Consider the following 18,651-nt stretch of genomic DNA (forward strand, 5'->3'; position numbering starts at 1 on the left):
CGTCAGGGGATGTCACCTCACGGCCTTCGGTAAATGCCGATACAGCGTGGCGCTCGCTCACCGGATCATAGCCTCGCGCTGGTTGTCCCGCCTGCACATCTGGCATTGTATGCATCAGCAGGCGGCGCGCGGCGAGAATCGTGCGCCTAGAAGTACAGTCGGCCCAGGGAGGGCATCAAATGATTAACGTTGTATTGGTCGACGACCACGAGCTGGTCAGGACCGGTTTCCGGATGATCCTGCAGCAGCAGGCGGATCTCCGGATCAGGGGGGAGGCGGGCTCCGCGGAAGAGGGCCTGCGCCTCATCCGCACGCATTCGCCGGACATCGCGCTCGTCGACGTGCACATGCCTGGCATGAGCGGCGTGGAACTGACGGAACGCGTCATCCGCGCGAAGCTTCGCACCAATATCGTCATCCTCACGGTCGTCGACGATGCGCGCTTTCCGAAGCGCCTGCTCGACGCCGGTGCGCTGGGTTATCTCACCAAGGGGTGTTCGTCGGACGAGTTGCTCAGTGCCGTGCGCCAGGTCGCCTCGGGTCGGCGGTATCTTGCGCCGACCGTCGCGCAGCAACTGGCACTCGCGACGCTCGACGGCTCCGATTCGCCGTTCGACACGCTTTCCACGCGCGAAATGGAGGTCGCGATGATGCTGGTGCGCGGCATGCCGCTGACCTCCATCGGCGAGCGCCTCAACCTCAGCCCCAAGACCGTGTCGACATACAAGCAACGGCTGATGGAAAAGCTGCACGTCGAGCACGTCGTCGGTCTCGCGCACCTCATGACCGTCCACGGCCTGCTCGATACGCATAACCACCAGGTCGGCAGCTGAGTCTTTCCTCAGTGCAAAAAAAACGCCGGGCTGAGCCCGGCGTTTTTTTTGTCATCCACAACGTGGATCAGTGCCCACTTTGCTCGCCGTGCGGCTCCTGGCGAGGACGCGTCAGGAGATCGCCCTGCGCCGGGGGTGTCCACGCCGGACGGTCGGCGGCGGGCGTCGGTGCATGCGATACCGGCGACACATTCGAGGCCTCGGGCGACTTCGGCGTGACCTGCGGCGCCGGTGCCGGCCGCTCGCTGTCCTCCTCGTCGGTCGGCGCGGGCGTCGAGGCGACCTGCGTCGGCACGACCCCCGGTACCGGGGCGGCAGCCGGCACATCGGCCTTCGCTGGCACCGGGTCGTCGGCTATGGTCGCATCGACCTGCGCCGTCGGTGCGACCGTCGTTTCGACGGGTGCCGTGGTCGTCACGACCGGCGCGGCAGGTGCTTCGACCTCGGGCAGGATGCCGCGGGCCGGGGCATCGAGTACCGATACCGGGGCATCGGCGGCAGGCTCGTCGCTCGTCGTCGGCGACGCGGTGTCGGCGACGGCCGTCGCGGACGCCGCGACGGTCGTGCTTTCCGCCTTCGACGGCGGCGTCACCGGCATCGGGGCGGCCGCCGGCACGGGCGCGGAGCCGGACGGCGGCGCGCTCTTCAGCGGAGCATCCGATTCGGTCTGTCGACGCTCAGTGGTGCGCGACTCCGCGGAGTCGGCCGGCGTGGTCACCGATTCGATATGCGCGTGCACGGCCGGTTCGGCGGCGGCATGCCCCGGGATGGGCGGCAGCTTCGGCAGCGACGGCAACGTGAGTGCGGAAGGAACCGTCTCTTCGTCGGCGTGGTCGGCCGTGGCGGCCGGACCGGTCGCGACCGACGCGGGAGCCTGGACGGCGAACGCGTTCTCGGCAGCGGCGGCCGTGTCGAGCACGGGCGGAACACTCGGGCTCGGACGGTTCGTCGTCACACCCGCTTCGTCGTCGCCATCCTCGTCATCCATGTCGTCGGTGCCCGTGGCGCCTTCGATCGCACCGGCCTGGCTGCCGTCTTCCTGACGACGACGGCGGCGGCCACCACGGCGGCCGCGACGGCGGCGCTGGCCGCCCTCGACGTCCTTGGTGCCATCCGCCTGCCCGTCGACCGCTTCGCCGACGACGGCGGTCGCGGCTTCGGCGAGCGCGGCGTCGTCGACGTTCGGGAGGAGCTTCTCATCGACCTGCGGGGCCGGCGAGGGCGTCGGCTTCTCGGTGGTCGGGCGCGGTGCGGCCGGTGCGGCCGCGACAGCCGTCGCGGCGACGGCGGCGGCCGTCGCCGACGACTTGTCGAGCTTTTCGGTCTTTTCGCCCTGGGGCTGGCGCTCGCCACGGGGCTGCTGCTGGCGACGGTTCTCGCCCGGCGCCTGTGCGTCCTGGCGCGGCTGACGACCCTGCTGCTGCGGATCCTTCTGCCGGGCCTGCTTCTCGTCGCCCTGGCGCGCCTGATCGCCGCGGCCTTGCTTGTTGCCCTTGGCCTGCTGCTGTCCGCGGCCCTGCTGCGGGGGCGTCTCGTTCTTGCGCTGACCCTGCGAGCCGCGCTGCTCGTTGCTCTTGCCACGACCTTCGTTGCCGCGACGCTCGTCGCGACGGGCGCCACGATCGTTGCGGTTGCCGGAGCGGGGTTCGTCGCGTCGTGCCGGTGCGGCCGGCTCGGCCGCCGGTGCGGCAGACGCACCACCGCCGAACAGGCTGCCGAAGAGGCGCGAGAAGAAGCCGCCGGTCGGAGCGGCCGGGGTCGCGACGGGACGAGGGGCCGGCGCCGGGGCGGCCGGCTCGGACTCCTCGTCGCGCAGCGGCGCGGGCGTGGACGGAACCACGCCGGTGACCAGCGGCTGCTCGCCGCTGCCCAGGGCCTGGCCCATCTTCGGCAGCGCGGTGGCGACGGCCGGGGTGGTGCGCTCGTAGCTCGGCTTGCTGTGCTCGCCCATGTCCGCCTCGCGGATACGGGTGATCTCCAGATGCGGCGTTTCCAGCTTGTCGTCGGCCACGACGACCACGTGGACGCTATGACGCAGCTCGATCTCGACGACGCTGGCGCGCTTCTCGTTGAGCATGAAGTTGGCGACCGACGGCGGCGCCTGCACCAGGACCTGCCCGGTGTTGTCCTTCATCGCGTGCTCTTCGATCAGGCGCAGGGTCGACAGCGCGAGCGACTCCACGCTGCGGATGTGGCCATGGCCTTCGCAACGCGGGCAAACGATCTGGGTGGCTTCGCCGAGACTCGGGCGCAGACGCTGGCGGGACATCTCCAGCAGGCCGAAGCGCGAGATGCGGCCGATCTGCACACGGGCGCGGTCGGCCTTCAGGGCGTCCTTCAGGCGCTCTTCGACCTCGCGCTGGTGGCGCGGGCTGTCCATGTCGATGAAGTCGATCACGATCAGGCCGCCGGCATCGCGGATGCGCAGCTGGCGGGCGATTTCGGTCGCCGCCTCGAGGTTCGTGTTGAACGCCGTCTCTTCGATGTCGCTGCCCTTGGTCGCCTTCGACGAGTTGATGTCGATGGCGGTCAGGGCTTCGGTCTGGTCGATGACGATCGAGCCGCCGGAGGGAAGGCGGACGTTGCGCTCGAAGATGCTCTCGATCTGCGTTTCGATCTGGTAACGCGAGAAGAGCGGGGTGGGATCCTGGTAGAGCTTCAGCTTGCGCAGGTTGTTGGGCATCACCTGCTGCACGAAGTCGCGGGCGTCGCCGTAGAGCGACTCCTCGTCGATCAGGATCTCGCCGATGTCGTTGCGCAGGTAGTCGCGCAGGGCGCGGATGAAGAGCTTGGATTCCTGGTAGATAAGGAACGGCGCCTTCTGCGAGTTCGCGGCGGCCGAGATCGACTTCCACAGCTGCAGGAGGTAGTCGAGGTCCCACTGGAGCTCTTCGGCGTCGCGGCCCATGCCGGCGGTGCGCACGATGAGGCCCATCTCGTCGGGCACCGAGAGGTGCTCCATGGCTTCCTTCAGCGCCTGGCGGTCCTCACCCTCGATACGGCGCGAGACGCCGCCGGCACGGGGGTTGTTGGGCATGAGAACCATGTAACGGCCGGCGAGGCTGATGAACGTGGTGAGGGCGGCGCCCTTGTTGCCACGTTCTTCCTTCTCGACCTGGACGATGATCTCCTGGCCTTCCTTGAGGAGCTCGCGGATGTTCGACTTGCCTTCCGCGTTCGGGTTGAAATATTCGCGGGCGACTTCCTTCAGCGGAAGGAAGCCATGGCGCTCGGCGCCGTATTCGACGAAGCAGGCTTCGAGGGACGGTTCGACGCGGGTGATGCGGCCTTTATAGATGTTGGCCTTTTTCTGTTCCCGGGACGGGATTTCGATATCGAGGTCGTACAGGTTCTGACCATCGACGATGGCCACACGCAACTCTTCGCGCTGAGTCGCGTTGATCAACATACGCTTCATTGTGGGTTCCTCGGCCTTGCCGCGCGGCCGCGCGCCGCGGTGGCGCCCATGTGGCGGCCTGCCGGGGATCGCGCCGCAGCGGTGAGGCTTCAAGCGGCATGGGATCCGGGACCGATACCTGGACCCGGCGTGATTCGTGAATAAGCGCCTTGCAACCGGTCCGCGTCCTTACGGATTAGCCGGACAACCGCAACCCGAACCGCTACGATGTGGGGTGTCCTCGCCTTCCGACCCCTCGGAAGGAACGGCGCGACACTCGCCCTACGCAGCGACACTGGCACCCCGCGAGAGATGAGTCTTCAGCGGAGCCTGGCGCTGGCCGAGTATCCTATCAATTTCGAGTTTTATCAATGCAGACGGCAACTTCCCTCGACGGCGGCCAAGGTGTGCGCATCGTCGAAATCGGTCCCGAGCGGGATGGTCAGCGCGTGGACAACGCCCTGATGACCCTCCTGAAGGGCGTGCCGCGCAGTCTGGTCTACCGGATCCTGAGAACGGGGCAGGTCCGGATCAACGGCAAGCGCGCCAAGCCCGAGACCCGCCTGGCCCTCGGCGACATGCTCCGTATTCCGCCGGTTCGCGTGGCCGAGCGCGAGGAGGGCGTGGCCCCGTCCGGCATGGTGAAGGCGGTGGCTGACGCGGTCATTTTCGAGGACAAGCACTTCCTCGTGATCGACAAGCCGGTCGGCATCGCCGCCCACGGCGGCAGCGGCGTGAGCCATGGCGCCATCGAGCTGTTGCGGGCCGCCCGGCCGAACGAGCACCTCGAGCTGGTGCACCGCCTCGATCGCGACACCAGCGGCGTGCTGGTGCTCGCCCGCTCCCGCCCCGGCCTCACCGGCCTGCAGGCGCTGATCCGCGAGAACGACGTGGTCAAGCAGTACCTTTGCCTGATGACCGGCACCCCGCGGAAGGCGAAATTCGACGTCAACGCGCCCCTGCTGAAGTCCGTGCTCCACGGCGGCGAGCGGATGGTGCGTGTCGACGACGGGGGCAAGCCCTCGCTGACCTTCTTCCAGGAGCTGGAGCAGTACCCCGGCTCGCGCCTGATGCAGGCCACGCTCGGGACGGGGCGCACCCACCAGATCCGCGTGCATGCCCAGTACATCGGCCATCCGCTGGCGGGGGACCCGAAATACGGCGACGAGGAAGCCAACAAACGCTTCCGCGCCAAGGGCCTGAAGCGCATGTTCCTGCACGCGTCGCGGATGAGTTTCGATCTCGGCGGCAAGAATTACGACTTTTCGGCCCCGCTGCCGGATGACCTGAAGGCTTTCCTGGACAACCTCCGCGCCTAGGAGCTCGCCGTCGACGCGGGCGAAGTCATCGCCCGCGAAGCGCGATCGCGGCTAATTCAGAAACCGGGCGCTCACTTCCATCGACCGCAGCACCCCGCCGGCCAGACCCGCCTGAAGCAGGAGCGCGCTCGCCGCGTGGGCGATGGCGATGGGCAGGATGGCCCGATGGCGCAGGAACCACCACGCCCAGCCGAGCTCTGCCACGAAGCACAGCTGCATCAGCAGCCCGTTGGGCGTGTGGAGCAGGGCGAACGCGAGCGCCGCGAGCAGCACGGCCCATGGCCTTGGCAGGGCGCGATCGAGCAAGCCGGCCAGCACCGCGAGCACGAGCCACTGCTGGACCATGGCCCAGCCGACGTAGATCAGGGCACGGTTCACCGGCGGCCACGCCAGTGGATGGCCGACGAACGCGACCAGACCGCCTGCGACGACGATCGCCAGCCAGGGCCAGCCGACGCCGCGCCACGACACCCATACGTGCCACGGGGGCACGGCTCGACGCCACGTGAGGAAGGCGGCATAAGCCACGCCCAGCGTGAAGATCAGGATGCCTGCGACGGCTGGGTGAGGGCCGAAGCCGAGTCCCGCGATGAATCCCAGGGGCCCCGCGGCGACGAGCGCCGCGTTGACCAGGTCCACGGAACGGCCGGCGCGACGGCGAAGGAGCCACCCGCCGCCACCGAGGAGGGCGGCGTAGATCGCGAGCAGCAGCCACCCGGTCCACGGGGGCGCCGGACGATAGATGGCCTGGTCGAAGGTCACGAGGGGATCGGCGGCCCGCTGGTTGTCGCGCCAGGCGAGCAGCGCCTCCGCGCCAAGCCCGCGAGGAAGGCTGCCGGCATGCGGCTCGACGATGCCGGAGGAGGGCAGCAGTGCCGCCGACTGCAGCGTCACACGGGCGCTCGGCGGCAGGACCATGCCCAGTCGAAGCATCGCGGCCCGGCGCGGTGCGGGTACGGCCTTGCCCGCGTCGTCGTGCCAGGCGAGTGCGGGCAGGCGGACCGTGAGGTCGGGTGCGTCGGGTCCCAGGACGCCGATCGCGGCGTGGCGCATCGGTTCGTCGAACGCCTCACGGACGGAAACGGACGCGGCGACCGGGACGGAGGCGTGGGCCCGGAGGTGGAGTTCGTCGATCCGCCGGATGTCGGCCGTACGAGCGAGCGGGAAGCCCACTTCGGCGGGTGACCCGTCGGTGGCGCGCACGGTGAGCCCGTCGGCGCCCGCGTCGAGCGTGGCACCGCCGAAGGCCTGCCCCGCGACCACGTCGTCCGCGTGCCGGAAACGCCACGACCACGGCGAGGCGCCGGCGTCGAAGCGGGCTCGTTCCGCCGCGCTGTCCCGTTCGATCGCCCCGCGCACCGCGCGCGCGGCCAGCTGGGGAAGCAGCGCGAACAGCGCGACCGCGACGACGATGGCCGCGACGGCGTGCCAGCGGGCTCGGGAGGGCATCGTCAGCGGTCCAGCAGGGCCTCGACGCGTGCCGCGCAGATCATGTCGTTCAGTGACAGGCCGCCGACGTCATGGGTCGACCACAGCACCTGGCAATGGCCGTAACCGGCTTCGAGGTCGGGGTGGTGGTCTTCCTGATTGGCCATGAAGCCCACCGCGTTGATGAATCCAAGCGTGTGGTGGAAGTCCGGAAAGCGGAAGTCCTTGACGATCGCCTTGCCGTCGCCCGAGAGCGTCCAGCCGGGCAAGTCCGTCAGATAGCCATCGATGGCGGCACGATCGAGGGCGTTCTCCGCCCCTTTGCGCGGCTGGCAGTGCTGGGTGGCGAGCGGGGAAAGCGGCATGGCGGCGGATCCTTGCGTGGAGAGCGCGAAGCGTCGCCGCGCGCGGTTGAATTGTCAAAAGGGGACGCCAACTGAAAACGGTACTAAAATGGTGCTGTTTCCGGCATTCCCCGGCCGGACCTCCTTCGGAGTCATCCATGATCGACATTTCGGAACGCGCCCAGGCGCACTTCCAGCGCCTCGTGGCGCAACAGAACGAAGACGGCCTGGGCATCCGCCTGCGTGTGGTCGCGGCAGGCACGCCCTCGGCCCAGTGCGAACTCGAGTTCTGCACCCCGTCCGATCTGACCGGCGACGAGTGGACCGTCGAGTGCGAGGGATTCAACATCTACGTCGACACGGAAAGCATGCGCTGGCTCGACCCGGCCACGATCGACTACGAGACCACCCCCACGGGCAGCCAGCTCAACATTCGCGCGCCTCGGATCAAGGGCGATGCCCCGGGCGAGGGTGCCGGCCTCGTCGAGCGCGTGCAGTTCGTTCTGGAGTCCGAGATCGCGCCGCAGATCGCGTCCCACGGCGGCCGCATCTCGCTGGTGGAGGTCACGTCCGGGGGCGTCGTGGTGCTGCGCTTCGGCGGTGGCTGCCACGGATGCGGCATGGTCGACGTCACGCTGAAGAACGGCGTCGAGAAGACCCTGCGCGAGCGCATCCCGGAAATCACGGAAGTCCGCGACGCCACCGACCACGAAACCGGCGACAAGCCGTACTTCGCCCGGGCGGGCTGATCCAGCCCGCCGGTGATCACTCGCCCTGGATGTGCCCTTCGAGGCCGCTCAGGCGGGTGGGCATGGTCGAGAAATACGCCGAGATATCGGTGATGTCCTGATCGGAGAGCGTGGCGGCGAAGCCCTTCATCACGGGGTTGCCGCGCTGGCCGGTCTTGTACTCGTGGAGGGCCTGCGCGAGGTAGTCGGCGTACTGACCCGCGAGGCGCGGGTACTGCGGATCGACGGAGTTGCCGTCCTGACCGTGGCAGGCCACGCAGGTCGCGATCTTGGTCTTGCCGCGCGCGGGATCGCCGGCGGCGAAAGTCTGGGTGGCGGTCAGCGCGAGCAGCGCGCCGATGGCAATCAGGGAAAACCCACGGGTCATCGTTCGTCCTCGGCGACTTACTTGGCGAGACTGGAGAGATAGGCGGCGATATCGGCGATGTCTTCGTTGGACAGGCTGTCGGCCTGTGCGGACATCGTGGGATGTTTGCGGTCGCCACCCTTCGTCCGGTACGACTTCAGCGCATTGACGATGTACTGCTCGTTCTGCCCGGCGATGTGCGGCACGTGGTACTCGGGATAGACGTTGCTGTACCCCGGCACGCCATGGCAGCCGTTGCAGGTGTAGACGAGCGTCCGCCCCCTGGTCTTGTCCCCTTCGGCGTGCACCGCGGATGCGGCGCACAGAGCTACAGCGATCAGTCCAACCAGATGCAGACGCTTCATTAAGAAATCCCTGGGTGCCGGGCGGGGCCGGGGTTGAATAGCCGTCGGAGTATAGAGGCGTGTCGCGACGGCGGACAACCGCAGGGCATCAGAACAGGCTGCGGATGATGTGGACGCCGGCGATGTATTCGCCCGCGATGGTGCCCATGCTCACCAGGAAGAAGTTCAGCAGCGTGCGCGCCACGCGGTTCTTCCACCAGCCCGTCCAGTGCGTGATGTCGTCGCGCAGGCGTTCGAAGTCGACCACGCGCGGCTTGCGCACCCAGGCTTCGGCCATGGCACTGATGGCGCCGGAGGGAATGCCGGGACGGAACGGCTTCAGCGGGGCGACGACGAACGCCGCCACGATGGACAGCGGATGACCGCCGGCGATCAGCGCACCGAGCGCCGAGAGGCCGCCGGTCAGCAGGATCCAGTTCTTCAGCGCGTCGATGCCGAGGCTCGGGCTGCGGTAGAAGGCGTAGCCGATGGCCGCGAAGATGCCGAGCACCAGCGCCACCGCGAGTACCTTCGGCCACTTCGGGGCGGGCGGCGTCACGGCGAGATCGTCGGCCAGCGCACGGGCGTCGCCGTGCTGCCCGGCCAGCTGTGCGCTCATGCCTTTCAGATGGCCGGCGCCGATCACGACGAGCACCTTGCGGCTGGGTGCCGCGGGGTCCATCGCGGCGCCGTTCTCGCGGAGCTTCGCGGCCATGAACTCGTCGCGTTCGGCGATCAGCGCGCGGTAGAGCGGTGCCGAGCCCGCCGCGAAGTCGCTGAAGGCGCTTTCCAGCAGATCGGACTGCTTGAGCTTCTCGATATCGGCCTCGGCGATTTCCTCGCGTTCGAAGACGCTGCCGAGCATGCCGGCGAGGAGTCCGAAGCGCTGGAAGAAGCCGACGCTGCGCCATGCCCGCTTCAGCGTCGTGCCCACTTCGCGGTCCACCAGCCAGACGGGGATGCCGCGCGCGTCGGCACCGTCCATCGCGGCCTTCATCTCCGCGCCTGGCTCGATGCCGTACTGCGCGGCGAGCCGCTTCTGGAACGATCCCAGCACCAGGCTCGCGGCGACCATGCCGGCCTTGCCCTGGCGGATCACCTGGAAGAGGTCCATCTGCTTGAACGCTTCGGGGTCGCGAACGCCCTGCGCGCGGCTCGCGCAGAGTTCGACCGCCACGGCGTCGAAGTGCTCGGTGTCGAGCAGGGCGTCGACCGCCTGCACGCTGGCGCGCGAAACATGCGCCGTGCCGAGGATGACGTACTCGACGCCTTCGCGCGTCATGCGCTCGATGGGTTGCCCTTCCAGGGCGGCGGGAAGGCTGACGTTCTCGGCCGGAATCATGCGGTGGCTAGTCCTTGTCGATCAATCGCGGAAGCGTTTGGTGAGGTCGCCGTAGGCGTCGATGCGGCGGTCGCGCAGGAACGGCCAGATGCGGCGGACGTGCTCGCTGCGCTCCATGTCGACGTCGCAGATCAGCAGTTCGCGGCCGTCGGTGCCGGCCTGAGCGAGGAACTCGCCCTGCGGTCCGGCGACGAAGCTGTTGCCCCAGAACTGAATACCGCTGCCCACGTTCGACGGATCCGCTTCGTAGCCCGTGCGGTTGCACGCGAGCAGCGGCAGGCCGTTGGCGACGGCATGGCCGCGCTGCACGGTGATCCAGGCCTCGCGCTGGCGCGCCTTTTCCTCGTCGGAATCGTTGGGATCCCAGCCGATGGCCGTCGGGTAGAAGAGGATGTCGGCGCCGGCCAGCGCCATGAGGCGCGCGGCTTCCGGATACCACTGGTCCCAGCACACCAGCACGCCGAGCTTGCCGACCGACGTGGGGATCGGGTCGAAGCCCAGGTCGCCCGGCGTGAAGTAGAACTTCTCGTAGAACGCCGGATCGTCGGGAATGTGCATCTTGCGGTACTTGCCCGCGATCGCGCGCGAGCGATCGAAGACCACGGCGGTGTTGTGGTACAGGCCCGTCGCGCGCTTTTCGAAGATCGAGGCGACGACGACCAGCTTCAGTTCCTCGGCGAGCGCGCCGATGCGATCGGTGCCCGGCCCGGGGATGGTTTCGGCGAGATCGAACTCGTCGACGCTCTCGCGCTGGCAGAAATACGGGCCGTTGTGCAGCTCCTGCAGCAGCACGAGTTCGACGCCGGCTTTCGCGGCATCGCGCAGGCCGGTCTCGATCGCGTCGAGGTTCGCGTCGCGGCTGCCGCGGTCGGTTTCCTGGAGCAGGGCGACCTTGAGGGTCTTGCGGGTCATCGTCGTCATTCCTGGCGCGGCGATCGGCCGCGCGTTGCAGAGGGTGGGTCAGGCGGCGATCGCGGCCGGCAGTTGCATGGTGATGCAGTGCAGGCTGCCGTTCTGCCAGATCAGCGGACGGCACGGCACCTGCACCACCTCGCGGCCCGGATGGGCCAGTCCGATGATGCGTGCCGCCTCGGCGTCGACCCGGTCGCCGTAGGCGGGCACGAGGACGGCGCCATTGACGATCAGGTAGTTCGCATAGGACGCCGCCAGTCGACGACCGTCGTCGAGGATCGGCTGCGCCCAGGGCAACGGGTGCAACGGGTACGGCTTGCCTTCGGGCGATCGCAGCGCGGCGAGCTCCGCGGCCATCCGGCCCAGTTCCGCGAAATGCGGATCGCTGGCGTCGTCGCAGGCCTGGTAGACGATGCCGCCGTCCGGGCTGAAACGGGCCAGCGTGTCGATATGGGCGTCGGTGTCGTCGCCTTCAAGGTAACCGTGGTCCAGCCACAGCACGCGGCTGGCGTGAAGCGTGGTCGCCAGCGTGTCGGTCATCGCCTCGCGCGAGAGTTCCGGGTGACGCTGCGTCAGGCACTTCCAGGTGGTCAGGATGGTGCCCTGGCCGTCGCTCTCGATGCCGCCGCCCTCGAGCGCCCAGTCGATGCGCCTGTGCGGCAGGCCGGACAGCACGCCGCGCTCGAGCAGGCCGGAGATCAGGGCGTCGTCCTGTTCCGCGCCGAACTTGCCGCCCCAGCCCGTGAAACGGTAGTCGTTGAGCAGCACGCCGTCCGGACCGGTCAGCGTGATCGGCCCCGAGTCGCGCAGCCAGGTGTCGTCGTAGGGCAGCTCGATGAAGTGGACGCGCGACATGTCGGCGCCGGTCCGCTCGATGGCCAGTCGCGCACGCTCGCGCAGCCCGGCGTCGGCGACCACGATGTGCAGCGGTTCGAAGCGCGTGACCGCGGCCGCGAGTGCCACGTAGGTGGTCTCGACACCGTCGAGGCGATCCGCCCAGTCGGTGTCCTCGTGGGGCCAGGCGATCAGCACGCCGGCCTGGGGCTCCCATTCGGCGGGCAGGCGATAGGACGATTCGGTCATGAGCGGGCGGCGAAGTGGGGGAAGCCCTCCATTGTAAGGCTTCCCGGTTACCGCTGCCCGAACGGCGCCTCAGCGCGGATTCGCGGGATTCGTGTTGTTGCCCGCCGGGGTGTTCAGCACGGCGTGGATCACGTGGCTGCGCTCGAAGTAGACGATGTAGCCGGGGTACATCCAGCGGTTGATCACCGGCTGGTGACGGCTGCCGCCGCCGCGCTGGTCCAGCTTCGAGGTGGGCTGGCCATACTGGCGCTCGACCTCGGCCATGCTCATGCCCTTCTTCGGAAGGTTCATGGCCTGCTCCTGCTTCACGCGCTCGACGAGAAGCGTGTCGCCGGCGCGGGCCGACGGAACCACGGCGGCGGACACGAAAGCCAGGGCGATCGCGGTCAGAACAGGCTTGAAGGTCTTCATGATGGCTCCGTCGCGCTCCCCATGCGGCGCAGGACGCCGTTGTAACAGATCGTCCATGGTCACGCCATGGGCGCCGCGTGGCGAGCCGCTGCCCTGTGTGCTGCGTCGCGTTTCTCCGGACGGGGACGGGCTCCGGCGGCTATCATGCGCAGTCGTCTTTACGCCGTGCCCGCCATCCATGATCTCGTTCCGTAACCTCGCCCTTCGCCGCGGCAGCCGTACGCTGCTTTCGCAGATGGACCTCACCATTCAGACCGGATGGGCCCTGGGTGTGATCGGCCGCAACGGATGCGGCAAGTCCACCCTGTTCGCCGCGCTCAAGGGCGAGCTGGAGCCGGAGGTCGGCAATCTGGACATGCCGTCGAAGGTGCGCCTCGCCTCCGTGGCGCAGGAAACACCGGCGCTGCCGGACCCGGCGATCGAATACGTGCTCGGCGGCGACGTCGAGGTGGCCGCCGCGCTGAAGGCCGAGTCCGATGCGCTCGACGCGGAAGACATGGAGGCGGTAGCCGCCGCGCACCTGCGCATCGAAGAGGTGAACGGGTACGACGCCCGGGCGCGCGCGGGTCGCCTCATGCATGGACTGGGCTTCGCGCCCGAAACGCACGAGCAGCCGGTGGCGTCGTTCTCGGGCGGCTGGCGCGTGCGCCTCAATCTGGCCCGCGCACTGATGGCGCCCTCGGACCTGTTGCTGCTCGACGAGCCCACCAACCATCTCGACCTCGACGCCGTGCTCTGGCTCGAGGAATGGCTGCGCCGTTACCCGGGCACGCTGCTGATCATCTCGCACGATCGCGAGTTCCTCGACGGCGTGATCTCGCACACGATGCACCTGCACGACGGCACGGCCAAGCTCTATACCGGCAACTACACGGCCTTCGAGCGGCAGCGCGCCGAGCACCTGCGCCAGCAGCAGATCGCGCACGTGCGCGAACAGGCCGAGCGCGCGCACCTGCAGTCGTTCATCGACCGCTTCAAGGCCAAGGCGAGCAAGGCCAAGCAGGCGCAGTCGCGCATGAAGCGTCTGGAAAAGATGGCCGGCACCGAAGCCGTGCGTGCCGAGCGATCCTTCAGTTTCTCGTTCCCGTCGCCGGAGCGTCTGCCGACGTCGATGCTGCAGCTGGATCACATCGACGCCGGTTACGGCGATCACGTGGTGCTGCACGACGTCGCCTTCGGCCTCGAGTCCGGCGACCGCATCGGCCTGCTCGGGCCGAACGGTGCCGGCAAGTCGACGATGGTGAAATCGCTCGTCGGCGAACTCGCGCCGCTGGCGGGCGAGCGCGGCATCCACAAGGACACCCGCATCGGCTACTTCGCGCAGCACACGGTGGAAAGCCTGCGCGAAGGCGCCAGCCCGTTCGATCACCTGCAGGAAAAGGCGCCGAACGCGGGAGCGCAGGTTCTGCGCGACTACCTCGGCACCTGGAACTTTCCGTCCGACCGGGCGTTCGAGCCCGTGGACGCGTTCTCCGGCGGCGAGCGCGCGCGACTCGCGCTGGCCCTGATCGCGTGGGACAAGCCGAACCTGCTGCTGCTCGACGAGCCGACCAACCATCTCGATCTCGACATGCGCGAAGCACTGGCCGACGCCCTTTCCGCGTTCGACGGCGCGCTCGTGCTGGTCTCGCACGATCGCCATCTGCTCGGCATGGTCTGCGACGAATTCTGGCGCGTGGCCGACGGCAAGGTGGAGCCGTTCGACGGCGATCTCGACGACTACGCGAAGTGGCTGCGTACGCGCGCCACCACGCGCAAGACCGCGGCCGTCGCCTCCGCGCCCGCCGACGCGCCGGTGCAGGAGTCGGCGAAGGAGCGTCGCAAGCAGACGGCCGAGGAGCGCGAGAAGGAGAAGCCGCTCCGCGCGCGGGTGAAGAAGATCGAAGCGCTCATCGCCACGATGGACAAGGAACTCGGCGCCATCGAGAGCAAGCTCGCCGATCCCGCGGTCTATGGCGGGTCGACCGCCGAACTGGCGAAGCTCGGTCAGCGTCAGTCCGAATTGCGCGGCGAGAAGGAGTCGCTCGAATTCGAATGGATGGAGATCCTCGAGCAGATCGAGGTCTGAGGATGGCGCAGGTGCTCCATGTGCTGCTCCCCGGTCGCGACAGACTCGCCGCGGTGGCCGGGTTCGCCGAGTGGCTGGCGCGGGGCACGCGCCTGCCGGCCGCGGTGCCCGGTTATCTCGTCGCGCTGTCCGAGCACTTCCGCTGGCCGGATGGTGCGCTGCCCGCTGCCGCGCTGATCCGCCAGTCGGTCGCGGGCGATGCCGGCGACGCGCTCTGGCTGTCGGCGGATCCCGCATGGGTGCAGCCGGAGGTCAACGGTGCGCGACTGCTCGCGATCGGCAACCTCGCGCTCAGCGTTGCCGATGCGGCCAGTCTCGTGGAGGCGCTGGCGGAGACGTTCGAGGCCGAGGGCATGACGTTGCACGTCGGCGATGCGCAGCACTGGCAGGTTCGCCTGCCGGCCTATGTCGACGTGCCGCCGTTCCCCGATCCGGAAGACGCGCTCGGTGCGGATCTGTTCGAACAGTTGCCCAAGGGCGACGCGGGACGGCAGTGGCGGGCGTTGCTCAACGAAGCGCAGGTCGTGCTGCACAACCACCCCGTCAACCGTCGTCGCGCGTCGGAAGGGTTGCCGCCGGTGAACAGCGTATGGTTGTGGGGCGCGGGCGCGCTACCCGCATGGGTGGAATGCGGCCTGGCCCACATCTACAGCGACGACCTGCTCGTCTGGTCGCTCGCGCATCGCGCGGACGTGGACGTGCATGCGCGCGCGGATTTCGCCGACGGGCAGGGCGCGTCGATCGATCTGCTCGACCTTCAGGACGTGCAACCGTCGGCGTTCGAACGCGACTGGTGGCCGGCGATCGAAGCGCGCCTCGCGTCGGGTACCGAGGTACGCCTCGCGTTCGCCGATGGCGTGAGGGTGGCGGTGCACAAACGCCATCGCCTGCGCTTCTGGCGCAAGGCATGACCACGCGCGTCTGGCGCCAACGTGTCGTCGCGGCGGCGCCGGCGGGCTGGCCCGCGCACGTCCATCCGGTGATCCAGCGCGTGTACGCCGCACGCGGCGTGAGCACGCCCGACGGTGCCGAACACCGGCTCGCACGCATGCTCGCGCCGGCTCTGCTGGGTGGCATGGACAAGGCGGTCGCCTTGTTGATGGCCGCCATCGAGAGCGACCAGCGTATCGTCGTCGCCGGCGACTACGATTGCGACGGGGCGACCGGCACGGCCGTGGCGGAGCGCGGCCTGCGCCTGCTCGGCGCGCGGCACGTCAGCCATGTGGTACCCAATCGCTTCGTCCACGGCTACGGTCTCAGCGAAGCGCTGGTCGCCTCCCTCGATCCCACGCCGGACCTGATCGTCACCGTCGACAACGGCGTCGCGAGCCTTGCGGGCATCGCCGCCGCGCGGGCGCGCGGCATCCGCGTGCTCGTCACCGACCATCATCTTCCTGGCGACGCGCTGCCGGAGGCCGACGCCATCGTCAATCCGAACCTGGCGGGCGACGGTTTTCCCAGCAAGGCGCTCGCCGGTGTCGGCGTGATGTTCTATCTGTTGCTCGGCGTGCGCGCCGCGATGCGCGACGCGGGGCGTTTCCCCGCCGGCGCGCCCGATCTCGCGGCCCTGCTCGACCTGGTCGCGCTCGGCACCGTGGCCGATCTCGTGCCGCTGGATTTCAACAACCGCGTGCTCGTGGATGCGGGCCTGAAGCGCATGCGCGCCGGCAAGGCATGCGCTGGCATCACCGCGCTGATCGAAGCGAGCGGCCGATCCGTCGCCACGGTCGGCGCGACCGATCTCGCGTTCGCCATCGGCCCGCGACTGAACGCGGCGGGCCGACTCGAAGACATGTCGCTCGGCGTCGCCTGTCTGCTGACCGACGACGCGGGCATCGCGCGTCGTTACGCCGAGCAACTCTCGGCGATCAACCAGGAACGTCGCGAGATGCAGGCGGGCATGGTGGAAGAGGCCGAGACCATGGTCGCGCGTGCGGCGCACGTCGACGCGGTGGGCGTCGCGCTTTTCGATCCCGGCTGGCATCCCGGCATCGTGGGGCTGGTGGCGTCGAAGCTGAAAGAGAAACTGCACCGGCCGGTGCTCGCGTTCGCGCCGGCCGGCGACGACAGCGACGAGCTGCGCGGGTCGGCGCGCTCCATTCCCGGATTCCACATCCGCGACGCGCTCGCCGCCATCGATGCGAGGCATCCCGGACTGATCCTGCGCTTCGGCGGCCATGCGATGGCGGCCGGGCTCAGCATGAAGGCCAGCGAGTTCGAACGTTTCGCCGCCATCTTCGACGCGACGGCGCGCGTCCATCTCGACGACGAGCACCTGCAGGCGCTGGTGCAGACCGATGGCGAGCTCGATTACCGCGATCACACGCTGGATCTGGCGAAGCAGCTACGCCATGCCGGCCCGTGGGGGCAGGGCTTCCCGCCGCCGCTCTTCGAAGCCCGCTTCGAATGCGCGTCGTGGAAACCGATGGGCAGCCGGCACCTGCGGCTGCAGCTGAGGCACACGCAGGGCGGCGCACCGCTCGACGCCGTGATGTTCAACTGCTTCGACGGCAGGCCGCCGCCGGTGCGCATGCGCGTGGCGTACGAGCTCGCGGTCAACGACTGGCAGGGCAGGGAGAGCGTGCGGCTGTTGCTGACGCATATGGAGCCGCTGGGCTGAGCCATTCCTTCGCACGGTGGATCGGTGCTTCAATGCAGCGATCCTCCCGCGAGATGCCCCGATGAGTCCCGAACGTTTCGTCCAGGCCCTGCAGAAGGTCGTGGTCCACGACAACCTCGCGGTGTATTCCGAACTGTTCCGCAGCACGCCCGTCGATCGTGCGGTGGACCCGCACTGGGTGCGCGCGTTGACGCTGTTCAATGGACTGGACGACGAGAACAAGCAGGTGCTGATCGAAATCATCTGCCACACGATGGTCGACACCACCGCCAACATCCTCGGTATCCTCGACGGGGGATGTCCGGTGGCGGGCATCGACGGTGACGTGACCGTGCAGGTCGACGGTCACCGCATCGGAGGCGAACTGCAGGAGCTGTTCCTTGAGCTGAGCGAAGCGGGCTGACGTCGCGCGTGCGTGCTGGCACACTCTTGCGCCCCGTTCGCTAAGGCCATCCATGCGCTCGAATGCCCTCAAGGCCGTGGCTATCGGACTGCTGTCCGCACTGTTCTTCACGTTCACGTACGTCTTCAATCGTGCCGTGGTCAGCGGCGGCGGGCACTGGCAGTGGGCGGTGATCCTGCGCTATCTGATCACGCTGCCGTTGCTCGCGGCGGTGTTGCCGTTCCAGGGCGGACTCGGCGCGCTGCCCGCGGAGCTGCGTGCGCATCCTGTCCCGTGGCTGCGCTGGAGCGCCGTGGGATTCTTCCTCTTCGGTCTGCCTTTGACCTGGGCCGCGAGCAGCGGACCGTCGTGGCTCGTCGCCGGCAGTTTCCAGATGACCGTGCTCGCGGGGCCGCTGATGGCGCCGTTCATCTATCGCGACGCGCGTGCCCGCTGGCACGCGGGATCGCTGGCGATCGGCGTGCTGATTCTCGCCGGCGTGATGTTGCTGCAACTGGGCAATGCGCACGGCTCGCTCGATGCCGAGGCGTGGCTGGCCGTCGGCGCGGTGGTCGTCGCCGCGTTCGCCTATCCGCTTGGCAACCGGAAGATCCTCCTGCACCTCGAACGTACGGGTGTCCGTCTGGGCGCCGTGCAGCGAGTGTTCGGCATGACGCTGGCCAGCTGGCCGCTCTGGCTCGCCTTCGCGGCCGTGACGTGGGCCACGATCGGCCCCCCGACCTGGCGTGAGGTGGGGCTCGCCGGTGGCGTGGCGCTGTCGTCCGGCGTGATCGCCACCGTGCTGTTCTTCCACGCGACCGAGCGCGTGGGCCGCCAGCCGACCGCGCTCGCGGCCGTCGAGGCGATGCAGGCGGCGGAGCTGCTGTTCGCCGCGGGGATCGGCGCCGTGTTCCTCGGTGAGGCGACACCCGGCCCGCTCGCGGCATCCGGGGCCATCGCGATCATCGTCGGCATCGGCGCTTTCGCCTGGGCCAGCAGCCGCGAGGCGCCGGCGGTGGACGCCGTCGAGGGCGACCGGGGTGCTTGACACCATCGTGACGGCGACGCGTTAG

17 protein-coding genes are annotated in these 18,651 nt (G+C 68.7%); 8 read left to right on the forward strand and 9 right to left on the reverse strand.

The features are described 5' to 3' along the window. The first annotated feature begins 179 nt into the window (after positions 1-179). Entirely contained in the window at positions 180-833 is a 654-nt protein-coding gene (locus BMX32_RS11755) for a response regulator (RefSeq protein WP_089979094.1), read from the forward strand. A 67-nt stretch (positions 834-900) separates the two neighbouring features. Here BMX32_RS11755 and BMX32_RS11760 read toward each other — a convergent pair whose 3' ends face one another. Beyond that, positions 901-4,251 (reverse strand): Rne/Rng family ribonuclease, encoded by a 3,351-nt coding sequence (locus tag BMX32_RS11760; protein WP_089979098.1) that lies wholly within the window; start codon positions 4,249-4,251, stop codon positions 901-903. Positions 4,252-4,601: 350 nt separating this feature from the next. On the opposite strand from BMX32_RS11760, the gene BMX32_RS11765 reads away from it, so the two are divergent. Further along, positions 4,602-5,549, forward strand: a complete 948-nt coding sequence (locus BMX32_RS11765; protein ID WP_089979102.1) for an RluA family pseudouridine synthase — start codon at positions 4,602-4,604, stop codon at positions 5,547-5,549. A 51-nt stretch (positions 5,550-5,600) separates the two neighbouring features. Here the strand turns inward: BMX32_RS11765 and BMX32_RS11770 are convergent, their stop codons facing one another. Together BMX32_RS11770 and BMX32_RS11775 are read right to left on the reverse strand one after the other, a co-directional pair. Beyond that, positions 5,601-6,998 (reverse strand): CPBP family glutamic-type intramembrane protease, encoded by a 1,398-nt coding sequence (locus tag BMX32_RS11770; protein ID WP_089979106.1) that lies wholly within the window; start codon positions 6,996-6,998, stop codon positions 5,601-5,603. A gap of 2 nt (positions 6,999-7,000) precedes the next feature. After that, the gene (locus BMX32_RS11775) at positions 7,001-7,342 is read right to left on the reverse strand and encodes a 4a-hydroxytetrahydrobiopterin dehydratase (RefSeq protein ID WP_089979109.1); all 342 of its coding nucleotides are present in this window, start codon (positions 7,340-7,342) and stop codon (positions 7,001-7,003) included. Between the two features lie 137 nt (positions 7,343-7,479). Between BMX32_RS11775 and BMX32_RS11780 the strand changes: the two genes are divergently transcribed. After that, positions 7,480-8,070, forward strand: a complete 591-nt coding sequence (locus tag BMX32_RS11780; protein WP_089979112.1) for an NfuA family Fe-S biogenesis protein — start codon at positions 7,480-7,482, stop codon at positions 8,068-8,070. Between the two features lie 16 nt (positions 8,071-8,086). Here the strand turns inward: BMX32_RS11780 and BMX32_RS11785 are convergent, their stop codons facing one another. The 6 genes from BMX32_RS11785 to BMX32_RS11810 form a co-directional block, all read right to left on the reverse strand. Next, positions 8,087-8,437 (reverse strand): c-type cytochrome, encoded by a 351-nt coding sequence (locus BMX32_RS11785; RefSeq protein WP_089979114.1) that lies wholly within the window; start codon positions 8,435-8,437, stop codon positions 8,087-8,089. A gap of 17 nt (positions 8,438-8,454) precedes the next feature. Next, a complete protein-coding gene (locus BMX32_RS11790) occupies positions 8,455-8,781 on the reverse strand; it encodes a c-type cytochrome (RefSeq protein ID WP_089979116.1) in 327 nt (108 codons plus the stop codon). Positions 8,782-8,869: 88 nt separating this feature from the next. After that, positions 8,870-10,102, reverse strand: coding sequence for a TraB/GumN family protein (locus BMX32_RS11795; RefSeq protein ID WP_089979118.1), 1,233 nt, complete (start codon positions 10,100-10,102; stop codon positions 8,870-8,872). 21 nt (positions 10,103-10,123) lie between these two features. Further along, entirely contained in the window at positions 10,124-11,014 is an 891-nt protein-coding gene (locus tag BMX32_RS11800) for a carbon-nitrogen hydrolase (protein WP_089979120.1), read from the reverse strand. A 48-nt stretch (positions 11,015-11,062) separates the two neighbouring features. Beyond that, on the reverse strand, positions 11,063-12,097 hold the full coding sequence (locus tag BMX32_RS11805; protein WP_089979123.1) for an agmatine deiminase family protein: 1,035 nt from the start codon (positions 12,095-12,097) through the stop codon (positions 11,063-11,065). Between the two features lie 69 nt (positions 12,098-12,166). Beyond that, on the reverse strand, positions 12,167-12,508 hold the full coding sequence (locus BMX32_RS11810; RefSeq protein ID WP_089979126.1) for a hypothetical protein: 342 nt from the start codon (positions 12,506-12,508) through the stop codon (positions 12,167-12,169). 178 nt (positions 12,509-12,686) lie between these two features. Between BMX32_RS11810 and BMX32_RS11815 the strand changes: the two genes are divergently transcribed. From BMX32_RS11815 to BMX32_RS11835, 5 genes are all read left to right on the forward strand, one after another. Beyond that, the gene (locus BMX32_RS11815; protein WP_089979129.1) at positions 12,687-14,576 is read left to right on the forward strand and encodes an ABC-F family ATP-binding cassette domain-containing protein; all 1,890 of its coding nucleotides are present in this window, start codon (positions 12,687-12,689) and stop codon (positions 14,574-14,576) included. Positions 14,577-14,578: 2 nt separating this feature from the next. After that, on the forward strand, positions 14,579-15,487 hold the full coding sequence (locus BMX32_RS11820) for a hypothetical protein (RefSeq protein ID WP_089979131.1): 909 nt from the start codon (positions 14,579-14,581) through the stop codon (positions 15,485-15,487). Then, on the forward strand, positions 15,484-17,196 hold the full coding sequence (gene recJ / locus BMX32_RS11825) for a single-stranded-DNA-specific exonuclease RecJ (RefSeq protein WP_089979134.1): 1,713 nt from the start codon (positions 15,484-15,486) through the stop codon (positions 17,194-17,196). Before BMX32_RS11820 ends, recJ begins: the two co-directional genes overlap by 4 nt. A 61-nt stretch (positions 17,197-17,257) precedes the next feature. After that, entirely contained in the window at positions 17,258-17,599 is a 342-nt protein-coding gene (locus tag BMX32_RS11830) for a hypothetical protein (protein ID WP_089979136.1), read from the forward strand. Positions 17,600-17,651: 52 nt separating this feature from the next. Next, positions 17,652-18,626: a multidrug resistance efflux transporter family protein gene (locus tag BMX32_RS11835; protein ID WP_089979139.1), complete on the forward strand. Its 975-nt coding sequence runs from the start codon at positions 17,652-17,654 to the stop codon at positions 18,624-18,626. Positions 18,627-18,651 lie beyond the last annotated feature (25 nt).

This window comes from Luteibacter sp. UNCMF331Sha3.1 (genome assembly GCF_900109915.1).
Lineage (GTDB): Bacteria > Pseudomonadota > Gammaproteobacteria > Xanthomonadales > Rhodanobacteraceae > Luteibacter.